General features: G+C 37.1%; 12 protein-coding genes and 1 pseudogene. All 13 read right to left on the reverse strand.

The annotated features are described in order from the left end of the window. Nucleotides 1-378 (reverse strand): anthrax toxin lethal factor-related metalloendopeptidase (locus tag V7149_RS14300; RefSeq protein ID WP_438824118.1); only part of this gene is annotated, 378 nt, incomplete at its 3' end. Nucleotides 379-570: 192 nt separating this feature from the next. Beyond that, on the reverse strand, nt 571-1,179 hold the full coding sequence (locus V7149_RS14305; RefSeq protein WP_335346291.1) for a TerD family protein: 609 nt from the start codon (nt 1,177-1,179) through the stop codon (nt 571-573). A 97-nt stretch (nt 1,180-1,276) separates the two neighbouring features. Then, nucleotides 1,277-2,389: a toxic anion resistance protein gene (locus tag V7149_RS14310; RefSeq protein WP_335346292.1), complete on the reverse strand. Its 1,113-nt coding sequence runs from the start codon at nt 2,387-2,389 to the stop codon at nt 1,277-1,279. 4 nt (nt 2,390-2,393) lie between these two features. Further along, nucleotides 2,394-4,031 carry a YceG family protein gene (locus V7149_RS14315; protein ID WP_335346293.1) on the reverse strand — a complete coding sequence of 546 codons (1,638 nt, stop codon included), beginning with the start codon at nt 4,029-4,031 and terminating at the stop codon, nt 2,394-2,396. A gap of 478 nt (nt 4,032-4,509) precedes the next feature. Then, complete coding sequence (locus tag V7149_RS14320; RefSeq protein ID WP_335346294.1) at nt 4,510-5,319, reverse strand: HAD family hydrolase; 810 nt, start codon at nt 5,317-5,319, stop codon at nt 4,510-4,512. After that, a complete protein-coding gene (locus V7149_RS14325; protein ID WP_335346295.1) occupies nt 5,319-6,434 on the reverse strand; it encodes a cysteine protease StiP family protein in 1,116 nt (371 codons plus the stop codon). The genes V7149_RS14320 and V7149_RS14325 overlap by 1 nt, the downstream gene beginning before the upstream one ends. Then, complete coding sequence (locus V7149_RS14330; RefSeq protein WP_335346296.1) at nt 6,427-7,809, reverse strand: phosphoribosyltransferase family protein; 1,383 nt, start codon at nt 7,807-7,809, stop codon at nt 6,427-6,429. The genes V7149_RS14325 and V7149_RS14330 overlap by 8 nt, the downstream gene beginning before the upstream one ends. Next, nucleotides 7,736-8,947, reverse strand: a complete 1,212-nt coding sequence (locus tag V7149_RS14335; RefSeq protein ID WP_335346297.1) for an HpcH/HpaI aldolase/citrate lyase family protein — start codon at nt 8,945-8,947, stop codon at nt 7,736-7,738. Before V7149_RS14335 ends, V7149_RS14330 begins: the two co-directional genes overlap by 74 nt. A gap of 98 nt (nt 8,948-9,045) precedes the next feature. Next, nucleotides 9,046-9,813: a TerC family protein gene (locus tag V7149_RS14340; RefSeq protein WP_335346298.1), complete on the reverse strand. Its 768-nt coding sequence runs from the start codon at nt 9,811-9,813 to the stop codon at nt 9,046-9,048. Nucleotides 9,814-9,993: 180 nt separating this feature from the next. Next, nucleotides 9,994-10,575, reverse strand: a complete 582-nt coding sequence (locus V7149_RS14345; protein ID WP_335346299.1) for a TerD family protein — start codon at nt 10,573-10,575, stop codon at nt 9,994-9,996. A gap of 269 nt (nt 10,576-10,844) precedes the next feature. After that, nucleotides 10,845-11,450, reverse strand: a complete 606-nt coding sequence (locus V7149_RS14350; RefSeq protein WP_335346300.1) for a YpjP family protein — start codon at nt 11,448-11,450, stop codon at nt 10,845-10,847. Nucleotides 11,451-11,472: 22 nt separating this feature from the next. Then, nucleotides 11,473-12,651, reverse strand: a complete 1,179-nt coding sequence (locus tag V7149_RS14355; protein ID WP_335346304.1) for an LL-diaminopimelate aminotransferase — start codon at nt 12,649-12,651, stop codon at nt 11,473-11,475. Between the two features lie 363 nt (nt 12,652-13,014). Continuing rightward, nucleotides 13,015-13,685, reverse strand: a pseudogene (locus V7149_RS14360) (class I SAM-dependent methyltransferase); the annotation flags it as partial.

Here is a 13,685-nt window from a genome sequence, read left to right on the forward strand (position 1 = left end):
TGGAACATCATCCCAAGTAGTTTGACTTTTGTACCCCCTCGGAATCATCCCGGATAAATACTGTGCCGTTGGATTGTCCGTTAATTTGCCGACAAAGAGCTTAAGTTTAATATCTTCTTTGGCTATTTTTTTCAATAGAAAATAAGGTAAATGGTCAACCCTTTCGATAATCTCAGCTGCTTTAAGCTCATCGAAAGGATCAAACGGAAGGATAATAATACTTCCGATTAAACTTGGAGATTGGAGAACTAGGGATTGGTGAAGAAGAGAATTGTGCGGGTAATTCTTCAGTTGAATACCGCCCATTGCTGCTTGCGAACTGCCCATTAAAGTAAGGGTAAGAGTCGTTAATATACACAATGCCACTATTCTTTTCATCGTAGACTCCCCCTCCCGCAGCACTAAGGAAAACTTCTAAACTCTCTAAAATATATTTTATTTAAATTATACCATATGAAAAAATAGCATTATATAATCGCAGTCTAGCGAAAATTTGGAAATTCCTTTTCAAATAGTCGGAAATATGAAAAAGCCCTGACAAATTTGCCAGAGCTCGTTAACCAAATTTACTTAAGTATAGGAACGAACAACATCAGCTAAGCCTGGTGAGGAAGTGCCTGTTCCGACTGCTGCAAATTTCCAATCTGCACCGTGACGGTAAATTTCACCAACAACTAAGCATGTTTTGCCGCTATAATCATCTGTCAAATTGTAATGAATCATTTCTTGACCATTTGCAGAATTCACAATGCGAATGAACGCGTTTTGGATCATCCCAAAATGCTGTTTACGTTTTACACAGTCATAAATATTAACAACGAATACAAGTTTATGAACTTGTGCTGGAACACGGCTTAAATCGATTAAGATCTGCTCATCATCTCCATCTCCGTCACCTGTCAAGTTATCACCTGTATGCTGTACACTTCCGTCATTGCTTTTTAAATTACCAAAGTAAATGACATCACTGTTATTTCTAATTTTATCATTTTCACCTAACATGATTACGGACGCATCACAGTCGATATTTGCTCCGCCACCACCACCGAATAGTGATCCTAATAATCCACCGCCGCGGCTTTGTACTGGATCCCAGCCAAGTCCTACCATAATTTTTGATAATCCTGGATTTCCTTTTGTTAAATCGACTCTTTGACCTTTTTGTAAATTAATAGCCATGTTTTCACCTCATTAAATTTTTGATCCTTTAGATCTTTGTCTTCTTCATTTATTTTAGCTTTTTCATGCTGCACAAGTAAGGGGGAATGCTTTTTGGTTAGCTTCCTTGGTGCTTAATTTTTTTAAAATTATCCTGTAGCTGTTCTAATCTTCTTGTACCTTCTGCACGCATACGTTTGTTTTCTTCTTCGATTGCTTTTGTTTCCTGCATTCCCTTAATAATAATATTCCAGGATTCCTCTATCGTTTCAATCTTAATGCTTGGTGCCCCAGCAAGTCTAGCAATATCTGCGCTTTGCGAGGAAATATTTTGGGCATTGCGAAGGAGCATTTCATTTGTTCTTCTATCAAGCTCATTCATGGAATCGGCTACTAGCTTTTGACGTTTGGCAGCAACCGCTTGTATCAAGCCGTTTTTAAAGATTGGAATCGTTGTAACAAAAGCGGAATTAATCTTTCCAATGAGCTTTGTGTTTCCTCTTTGTAATAAACGAATTTGCGGTGCTGTTTGAAGTGATACCATTTTCGCCATTTCCAAGTCGTATACTCTTTGTTCCATAAGGTCAATGGCATTTCTCAATGTATCTAGCTGCATGGAAGCCATTTGATCTCCTGCAGCCGTTCGTGCTTCAAGCTGAGGAAGCTGATTCGCTTTAAGCTCGTCAATCTTCATTTGTCCTGCTACCGCGTATTTTTCCAATGTTAAATAGTATTGATAGTTTTGCTCGTACATTTGATCAAGCATTGTAGTAGAGTCGACCATTTCACCTTGATATTTTGATATTTCCACATATACTTTATCAATTTCTTGGCCCATCGTCTGGTATTTCCCAAAGAGCTTATCAATAAGCTTTTCGCCTTTTTTGAAGAGCTTACCGAATAACCCTCCAGATGTCTTTTCAAAGTCTTTCTTATCAAACTTATCCATAATTCTGCCAAGCTGCTTTAATAATTCCCCAGAGTCCTCAACTTTTGTGGATCTCATATTACTTAATATTTGATCAGAGAAACGTGAAATTTGAGTAGCTGGCTCTTTACCAAATTCAAGAATTTGGATTTGATCTCTCTCATCAATAGACCGTGCTAAGTTTTGCACCTCAGGGTCATTTCTAAGAGCTAGTTTAATTTCCGATGCTGATGCTTCTGTAAGTTTATCCTCTTGCGTTTTATTCAAAGTAAGATCTAGATTTGTCTGCTGCAATTGATTCATGACATCAGTCTCCCCTTAAATTTTTAAATATTCCTCTTACCTTTTTTAATATGGAAGGTTCTTTAAACTCCTGTTCAAATACAACATCCTCCAGCCAATGCACATCATATATTCCATCCTCTATAAAGTTTTCTAAATCATTATGTCCTGGCGGATTGTAAAGGACAATGTCAATTCCAAATTGATTTAGCAGCAATAACAATGCTGCATCTGTCCTTGTCATTGTTCCATTGAGTTCATTGTTATAGAGAATGAGCTTCGGTACATCCTGTGAATAGTCAAATTTTTGGAGCAGCTGCAAAACACTTGCTGGAATCTGCATGCCTTGTGAAAATAAGTAGGTTTTCAATTCCTCGATATTTTCGTGATAGATTGGTTTAATATATGGACGTGCACATATATTTCGAATGGCTGTTGCTATTCCATTTTGAAGTCCGGTTGGCAAGTGCTGGTATTTCCAGTAGTGCGCCGTCACCATTTTATGAGGATCAAGCAACCCATCTTTACCGAGGGCATTGCGATAATGAAATCGAAAATCATTGTTCACATTATTTGTAAATGGGAATCTTCTAATTAAAAGACTATAATCGTACTCTGATATTAATTGTAAGCGGTCCCAATACTCCTTCCGATTTTTGCTTACACCTTGTACTTTAGCAAAAATAGAAGGAATTTTGACTTGTCCGTTTTTCACTTCAAAATTTGGCCGTACCATTGCCTTTTCTTTAATTAAAATAAAAAGCTCATCGTATGTTGTTTTCAACGTGACAGATAAAGGCGTATAATCTCGGAGCTGCCATGGCTTATAAAGACCAGACCCTTCATGGTTTAATATAGACTCAATCTCTCTTGAAGCCCGGTAGGCAACAGTAGCCGAGCGTCTGCTCTTTTCAGTTGGAAATCGCTCCGGGTCCTTTCTCTCAGGATAGCTGTAAACAAAGGTTCCTTCTAACCCCTCATTCCAACCAGCAAGCCAATCACTCCCTGATGGCGAGAAAGATACAAGATCACACCCTAAATTCATTAAATAAAAAAGGAAGTATTTATGGCTATTATTCGTTTCTCCATACCATAAAAATTTCGGCATCGCTTTTTCCAGATCGATATGGTTCCAATTTTGTCCAAGATGGTTAAATGTCCATTTAATAACATCGACAAGGACCCTTCTCAATTCTTGACTGTTTAACCCCTCTGGCTCCACTGTTGAAAACAGCTGCAATGTCGAAATCATCGCTTCCCTTGTTTTCCGATGCAAAGAGGGGATATTGGATTTTAATAATAGCTGTTCACCGTCAAGGAATGCCACAAATCGATTAATGGATAGCTTTTGATCCCTATTAATATTTAACACCTTTTGGATGGCTTGAAAGTGATGATTATCGATTGATTTATCAAGTGCCTCTTCGCTAATTAATATGAGGTCAGCCTGCTCTGTATGGATTAGATCATAAAGACGATTATAATACTCATCTTCATCTAAAGGAACACCTAAAAAGCGGGCAACCACTTGACCTAAATGAATGGTGCCTTGCTCAATAGAAAATTGCGGCCTTTCCCTCAATGGCTTTTTCAAAGTACTCAACCAATTATCATTAGATACTGGCAATAAATTCGTTTTTATTTGATTATAAGAATGATTCATTTTATTTTCCCTTCCCTTTGCAAGCGAAAGATGGTAATAGCATGTATAAATTTTTCTAAAAGCAGAAAAAAATATGAATATGTAAAGTTATTACCATCATATCACACCTGAAGAAGTTTTCTAAAACGATTCCATCAATATTCCAAAAAAACTTCGAATGAAATTCTTCTATTTTCAATCTTTCACCCTTTTTCTCGTCCCTGCATATGTTTAAGTACGTTGAATTATAGAAGGTGAATAAAATGAGGTTCCTATTTAGAAGGGCGAAATACCATTTACAAGAATCAGATTTAGAGCCCGTTGAAACAGTTTTGGGTTCGGGATATTTTGTATTAGTAGATTTATTTTTTTGGTCCTTACTGATTACATTTATGACAATGTCTCTGCATTTCTCATTAGTATGGGGTTCTATTATCTTTTTTACTTCATACATGTTTGGAGGAGGCCTATTCTTAATTTTAAGAAAGTGGCTTGGGGATTAGCCGCTAATCGTTACATCTGTTATATTCCTAAATATTTTTGATAAAATCTCTTCCCCAGCCATTACTCCTCTTTTATTAGTTAACATATAATGAGCATCCTCAATATTCTCATTGGCCAATTCCCCATGAGATGGAACAAATGGAAAATCACAATCTTTTAAAAAATCATGATCAAGCAGTGAATCACCAGCCCCATAAACAGTTAAGATTCCCTCACGCTCTTTAATAAACTTAACAGCCTCGCCTTTGCTTATTGGATTTGGCATAAAATAGAGCTTTCTTCCCTGTATTGAAACTCTCCAGCCAGCTTCAGCCGCCTTATGTTTCACGATCATGATTGCTTCCAGGCTCAAGTTTTCTTCAAGAATATAGTAAAAGAATAATCCTTCGGCCCTTTTTATCGTTCCCGGTATATTTAATTCCCGCAAATCTTCTTCCATTTCTTTAATGGGTTTGCATTCAGTTGTCAGACGCTCCTTGACTAATCTTTGCCATTCGATCAGAGGGTCCCCCTTATAAATGATATTGGCACCATTTGACGTGATTGCATATGTTAGTGGAATGCAGGTCGAAAATATAAAGATTCGATTAAATTGATCCCAAGTCCTAGTCGTTACAGGAACAAACAACATATGGTCTGCAATTTGGCGAAGAGCTTCTGCAGACCTTTTTGTCATAAACGCAACTTCCCGGTCTGCTTTTTTCTCCACTCCGATTAGATCATTCACTTCTGTTTGTTTGAAGTCTGCCAGGGCCCGCTCTGAATAAATAAGTGTACGATCTAAATCTGACGCAAACATTTTCATTATTTCATTCCTACCTTTTTAATTAATCCGCAGCATGTATAGCTCATCTCCGGATAATGTAAAACTTCAACATTTCTTTCTTTAGCAAGCATTAATATATGTCTGACATATGGACTTTCCATATCCTTCATGAGAATTTTCCACGGCACTCTTCTTAGTAAAACCCTTGTCGTTTCTCCAACACCCGGTTTAATATAATTTGTATTCTCAATATAATATTCTTCTTTTATTTTTTTCACATCTTGCATACCTTGAAATGTTGCCTTTTCATGGTACTCAAGCAGGTAAGCCGCAGATTTAGCAGCTTCCTCATAAATAGCAGGAAATTCATTCGTAATTACATCTAAATACTCATTGGAAACATCAGAACCAGCTAAATCCTGATAATATTTTGCTCCATGAAAATCATTGGGACCTATAAGTTCTTTATTTAGTACTGTGCGGCTTACTAATCCAGATACTGTTGAGTTTAAACACGCACTAGGAATTAAGAAATCCTCTCTAGTTCCATAAAGAGTCGTACAATGTCCAGGATCTGCAAGTACAGCGAGGCTATCATCAAGCGCAACACCATATTTCTCTGAAATATCCTTACAAGCCTTTATTAATTCAATCGAAATGGCACCTTTACCTGTCCATCCATCGACAAATTGAATGGTTTTTCCCGGATGTTTCTCTAAAATATATTGAATTGCATTTTCGTCCAAACCTTTATCGCGAATGATAGAAACACTATAATGAGGTAAATTTGTATGATATCTTCCCTCAATATAACGTTTGATTAAGATCCCGATCGGAGTACCGGCCCGTGCCAAGGAAACTAGCACAGTATTTTCTCCTTTTAACTTGTAAATTTGTTCCGCAACGATCCCTGTGCATAAAGCGACTTTTTGCTTATATTCGAGCAATGTTTCGCGAAATAATTCTATATAATAGTCTGGTGGCTGATATTCAACCGGTAAAGTTTCGCTATAATGCTGTCCTAACTGAATTTGCTTTTCCCGATTATCAATCGAACCCTCCAATTGAAAAAGGCTTAGATCCTTCAAAAGAAAAATCACGTCATTTTCTGCATATGATCCAAATTTTGTTATATTATTTATTGAACTATTCATCTCGTAAACCTCCATTAAAGAATACTATTTTTATGTCTCTAATGTTTGTCTTTTTCAATTCATTAAGGAATGGCTTCAGTTCTTCCTCCGATACCGCTCTTTCAAAAAACACAAACAGATCATCGTATTCATTTGGGGAGATATTATAAACAAATTGGTCGACTTTCCAATCTTCTGGATTAGGGAATGATAGACCAAATGCTGCTCCATACGATTGACGATTTTCAACGTATATAGGGCTTCTAGTAGAAGACTGATAGCTGACACCATTTCCCATGTACGAGGCGATTATCATCGGCATATACATAAATTCGCCTGTTCCAAGGCAAAGTGTTCTTTCCCCTAGTCTATGATTTTTTAAATACCTTCCCACTTCCTCCATTGACTGATTCCATTCATGATTTGTCACAGAATTTATTCCGAATCTGCCTGTTTCTTTTACATAAGGAATGCTCTTTATTTTCCCTTCTAATGAAATAGATGAATAGTGGATAGCGGTAGTATGTTCTGGGAAAATATCATGAAGCACAATCTTTTCCACCGTTTGGGAAACGGAAGCAACGCTTAATGGTGAAGGTGTTCGACATTCAATATCTGGTGAACCAATCGCCTTCATAAACCCTTTAAGCAAACTTACTGATTGAATCGTGATTTTAAGCTCCTCTTCAAGCTCCTTATATAAAAGCTGGTCCTCCTCAGAACGCCAATCCAAAATAGACACAACTGTATACTTATCTCGTGGAAACTGTTTTTGAATGGATCGAATAATGTTTATGGCCGTTTTTCCCGTTGTCATTTCATCATCGACTAATATAACCTCCCGCTGATTATTTAATAGTGATTCATCGATATAACAACGGTGTGAGGTAGCATGGGAATGCTCCTCCTCAAAGGTTATAACTGGTTCTAACCCTACGAGCTTTTCCCTCGTTGTATGGAAGAAATCTGCTTTTTGGAAATATTGATAAAAGGCATGTCCGAGTGCAGTTGCCGTCTCTGCAAAACCGATAATAACTGGATTTAAATGTTCACCTACAAAAGGCTGTTCAGCAAAACTATCTGAACCATTATTAAACAAGAAAACTAGCTTTTCCCTTAAACCCGCTTTTTCAAATGTAACCTTCTCTAAATAACGATTTGCCAGCAAAGCCCCTGTTAACATTCCCATCCTAGGCTCAATAGGGATATGCTTTCCTAAAACCTTGCTAACAAATAAAAAGGATCTCTTTTTATTAATTCTCGCTGCCATAATAAACAATTCATCGATTGGCAGCTGATATGGATTTTCGGTTATCTCAATTTCAACGCTCAACCGGTTGAGGATCGGAAGCGTAAATTTCGTTGGTGAGCAAGTCGATGTAAGTGTATTCTTCATTTAGCACCCCGTAAACTTCAGATTTTAATAGAATTTTTTGCGCCCAATAGTAATGTGGTTTAATCTCATTCATTTTATTAGAGAATTTACTTTTCATAACACCGATCTTCCCATCAGCCTTATCGATAATATTTTTTGCGTCAAGGTATTCTTCAAATGATACTGTATTTAATGCCTGTACCGGTCTTATATGGGTAGGGTGTATGATCGTTTTCCCTGTCAAACCGTTTGTAATATCCATCAATATTTCTCGTATCAGCCCGTCCATATGTTTATCAATTAATTCTGACCTAAAATGAATTCCTTCCTGCCCATATTTCTCGCGAAAAGGTGTCTGTCTTAGCTGTGGCTTTAACATCCTTTCCTTTGAAGAGAAATACTCCCAAACAGGCCCGGATATAACATATGGATGGTCAGAGCGCAAGAAAACATTAACGATATCTGAGATGCAATCGCGAATAACCGCTATATCATAAACAGTCGTATCCGAATTTCTGCGAATGCCATATAATCCGCAAAAATCAGTTGCCCCAATTCGAATATTGAGAATGAGATCCTCATATTGGTCCACCAAATATTTAATGGCCATTAGCTCATCTAGTCTTGTTTCTTTTTCAATGACCTTTTTTGTTTCTAATATCGGAAGTGCAAACAGTCTATGGCCTGCATCATTAAGCCTTCTAATTTCCTCTAAAACTAGCTTGTCCTTTTCTGGAGAAAATTTCGGTATGACGATGCCCGTTAATAAATCCAAACCTTTTTGAATACTATTCATTAATCGCTTAAGCTGTTCATAACTGCGAATACGGATAAACATTAATGGCAGGTCATCCTCTATTAAAAGGCCTTTCTCCATATCTTCTTTTAAATTTCTTAGTTCCTGTACAAGCATAGACTCAGCTAGTTCTACTTCATCATCACCAATTGCATCCTCTAAGCAAATAACCATAGAGGTCAACCCTGAATGTTTTTTTGTTAGTAAGTCCTGATGAATATTTGGACGGGTTGCCGGCATATAGAGCGTTGCCCCCAGCGCATTGGATAGGATGTCTTTCCTTGAATTTCTTGTAAACTCTTGAGGCTTTTTATAAAAAATTTCATTGCAATGAATATCGCTAAGGTTTGTAAATAATCTCATCCTGTTTGCTCCGTTTCCAATAAATTAACAAAAGTAAAATAGGTAAAAAGAAAGGGAGCGGACAATTGTCTGTTCCCTAAAAATCATATAGTAATCTATTATTCACCAGTTGCTGCTTTCTTTTTATTCATGAAATGTACAACGAACGTAGCTGCAAATGTAATAAGTAAAATGATGAAGAAATAAATATGGTCAATGTGGATACCTGCAACACCTAATAGCATCTTCACAGAGATAATCAAGATAAGAACATAAGCTGATGTTTCTAACTCTGGCACTCGATCGATTAGCTTTAGGAACACGCCTGCGATCCCACGCATCATTAAAACGCCAAGCATACCGCCTAATAATAATACCCAGATTTCCTGGCTGACCCCGAATGCAGCTAATACACTGTCAACAGAGAAGGCAATATCCATTAATTCAACAGCAACTACAGTTCCCCAGAATGTTCCGAAGAGACGAATTAATAAACCGCTTTGGTTCATACCCTTAATTTCATCGTCATCTGCTTCTGCTTCTTTCTTTTTATCAATAAAGTATTTAATGGCTAACCAAGCAAGATATCCGGCTCCTAATATTTTTACCCACCATAGCTTGATTAGGAAAACGCCAATACCGATTGCGATAAAGCGGAAAACATACGCCCCGAGTAATCCATAAAAAAGTGCCTTCTTACGTTGTTTCTCCGGCAAATGCTTTACCATTACTGCAAGAACTAGAGCATTATCTGCTGATAAAAGCCCTTCTAAAATAACAAGTGTTCCTATTAATCCCCAGCTAACTGGATCTGATAAAACCTGAACCCACATTTCCCAATTAAAAAACTGGGAATAAGTGTGTAATATACCTTCTAATATCGTCATTCTTGTTTGTTCCTCCCGAAAATGTCTAGTTTATGTTTGTAGGTTAATTCACATTTTATCGTATCAAAGGATATGCAGTATACTGCCTTTAAACAAAAGGAATGAACTACCAGCATATCCAATGGAAAATTTTATTCGATAGAATTTTTATTTAAGCACCTGATCTAGCAGCTTCGCTTTTTATCCAACTTGCAAACCGAAATCTTTTGCTAATGCAGCAAGGCCGCCCTGATAGCCGCTTCCAATTGCATTAAATTTCCATTCACCATTATGTCTGTATAATTCACCCACAACGATTGCCGTTTCTATTGAGAAGTCTTCCCCTAAATCATAGCGGATTAACTCTTCTCCAGAATCTTCGCTTAAAATCCGAGCATAAGCATTGGAAACCTGTCCAAAGTTTTGATTTCGAGCTTCTCCATCATGAATGGTAATTGTGAACGTGATACGCTGTACATCAGCTGGAACATTCGCTAAATTAACTTTTACCTGTTCATCATCGCCATCACCTGCACCAGTACGGTTATCACCTGTATGTACAACAGAACCATTTCCGCCATTCGTATTGTTATAAAATATAAAGTCGCTATCAGATGCTACTTTTCCATTATCTCCAAGCAGAAATACGGAAGAGTCCAGGTCAAAATCATTGCCGCCGTCATATTTATTTACATCCCATCCTAAGCCTACAACTACTTTTGATAGTCCAGGATTTGTTTTTGTTAAATCTACTTTTTGACCTTTTGATAAACTTACAGCCATTTTTATTACCTCCAAAAAAAAGAATATGTTTTATTTACGATGCTTTTCTAAAAAAGTTTCAATTTACTATAAAAAAACTTTAAAAATATAGTAAAACTTTCTTAAGTTTGAGCACTGTCTAGCTCCACAAGGAATGCTTCGGCAGCAAAATCATCGAACGAGTAAAAGCGTTAGCTTGTCGGGGGTGAGCACAAAGGAAAGCTTCTGCGAATATTTATCGCAGGAACAATTGTCCTTTGATTGTTCCGAAGGCGCTTCCGCTTTTCTATTTAACTCATCCATTTTGGCGGGGTATTTTTATCCCAATAAATACTCCCAAGCTCATGGTGTGCTTGAAATTGATCATGATGTGTATGGTAATGAAAGTTAAACCAGTAGCCTTGCTGCGGAGGCTGATCTCTCCTAACATGAAAGCGAATAACATCTTCGCTTGTTTTTTCACTAGATATATTAAAAATCTTCTCTGAGTGACCTTTACCTGGGCTCTCAGTTACTGTTAAATAGGCTAACTCTTCTTCAGGGTATTGTGCAGCAACATTCATTATAGCTTTTTCAATATTAGGCAGGATTACTTCAGAGAATTCATTTTCGATGACTGGTTTAATCCTTGCCCCAAACTTCGTATAAGATTGAGCTTCGGCTTTCATGAGCATTTGCCTAATAAAATCCTCTTTACTAATATACCCAACAGGTTCATCTGCCAATGCAGGATTATTTATTACACTTTTATCTTCCGGAGAAGTATCAAAAATATCTTTTTTCGATGTTTTTACTGCATTAGAATCATCATAAAGAAAAGCTTGTGAAGGTGTAACCAATCCAAAGGTTAAAATGGTTACCATGACAACGAGTGATTTACGAAGCCAATTAGGCATAGATTAAACCCTCCTACCGTTACTAATTCGTTACTGCTTCTAATATCCCTGACTGCTTAATATTACGAACCGCTTCCTGTAATCTTTCTTCTGACTGTACAAGTGCAATTCGCACATAACCCTCTCCCCAAGAGCCAAATGCATTTCCAGGCGTGACGACCACATTTGCACGATTTATTAGTTCGATGGCAAATTCCTTTGAAGAAAAGGATGAAGGTACTTCTGCCCAGACAAACATAGAGGCTTTAGGCACACTGACATTCCAGCCAATTTCTCGCAAGCCATTCACAAGAACATCTCTTCTATTCTTATACATCGCTCGCAGATCATTTAGGAAATTAGATTCATCTGTTAATGCCTTAGCAGCAGCTGCTTGAATCGGAAAAAACACTCCGTAATCCACATTTGACTTAAAATTAGCAAGCATCGTAATAATTTCTGGATTTCCTGCCGCATAAGCAATCCTGCAGCCAGCCATATTAAAGCTTTTTGATAATGAATTCATCTCAATACCAACTTCCATCGCTCCGTCAACTGCAAGAAAGCTAATTGGCTGTTCATCATAATAAAGCTCAGAATAAGCAAAATCGTGCAAAATAACGATATTGTATTTTTTTGCATAAGCAATGGCCGCTTCAAAGAAAGCTTGCGTTCCCATTGCTGGAACAGGATTTCCTGGAAAATTCAAAATCATTAACTTTGCTTTTTCGCTTATTTCCTCTGGAATTTCGGAAAAATCAGGGAGAAATTGATTTTCCTTTTTTAGCGGCATAGGATATAATTTAGCTCCTGCCATACTAACTCCAGTTTCATATGCAGTATAGCCTGGATCAGGAACGAGCACATAATCACCAGGATTACAAAGAACCATTGGAAAATGGACTAAACCGTCCTGAGAACCCATTAAAAGTGAAACCTCATGATTAGGATCAAGCGATACACGAAATCGTCGGTCATAATAGGTGGTTACTGCTTCGTGAAAATCATCAGTCCCTCTCATCGAATAACCAAATAAATTGGGGTTTTTCGCTAATTCAGCAATCGTTTCCGTCACAACAGCTGGTGGCGGAGTATCCGGACTGCCAACGCTTAAATCCACAATTTCCTGTCCTTCTGAAAGCTTTAATTTTTTATAATAAGCTAATTCTGAAAAGATACTTTCCTGAAAAGAATTCATTCTCTCTGCCATTGTTATTTTCATCATGGATCCCTCTCTATTTATACGGTATCAATACTATTATTCTATTATACTTGCTTTTACGATAAAAAGGAAAAATGGTTTCACTTTTAAATAAAAATAATAATTATGGATTTATTTTTCAAAAAAGCAAAAATATTAAAAGTATAAAGCTTGTATAGTTGCAAGTATTTTCGGGTATAGTATACTGAAAATTCCATATAACTTAAATAATAACAGTGAAAGGGGATATTTCTGTGGATTTGTCACTTGTTATCACATTCATTATTTTTATTATGCTAGGGTATTTTGTTTATTTAGCCATCGCAGATTAATGCCAAAACAAAAAGGAAGGGAGTATGTAAAAATATTTCCTTCCTTAGTACATCAAGCTTTTTTCAATACTCCAAAATGAAACTTGGAGGATTTTCTTATATTTACGTCAAATTTAAACCTTTCAAATCTAGAGCTGCGAAAATGATCCTTCAATACGACCCGTTCCCTTGCGACTCTTAAAGCTTCATCTATTAATTTCTGGGTGATATCCTCGTAGACTGCAAAACGGCTTAACGCCTTTATGCCATCAGATTCTAGAATATGCTCTTCAAACATCGGATCAAAATAAACGATATCATAGCAATGATCTGGAAGACTTTCGAGATAGGATAGAGAGAACATATTTACTACCCTTATTTGCTTCATAGCTTCATTCATCATGGGTATGTCCGCATTCCAAGATTTCAGACCCTTATTAACCATATAAGCCAAAAAGGGATTTGCTTCTATTCCCGTTACTTTCCCTTCCTTCCCTGCCACGAAGCTTGCCACTATACTATCTGATGCAAGTCCTAATGTGCAATCAAGAACTGTTTTCCCTGAACATATGGACGCTGCCTCAATAAAAGGATCATGTTCTCCTTTCATGATCCTCTTTATTCTGAACATGGCTGAATTCGGATGAAAAAAGAAAGGGTCTTTTTCACCGATAGGATAAAGCTCAAGTCTCTCTTTCCCAACAACGATACAATCATCTTTTTCAATCTTTTGAATAGCCGCAA

This window comes from Bacillus sp. JJ1503, from assembly GCF_036965125.1.
Classification (GTDB): Bacteria; Bacillota; Bacilli; order Bacillales; family Cytobacillaceae; genus Cytobacillus.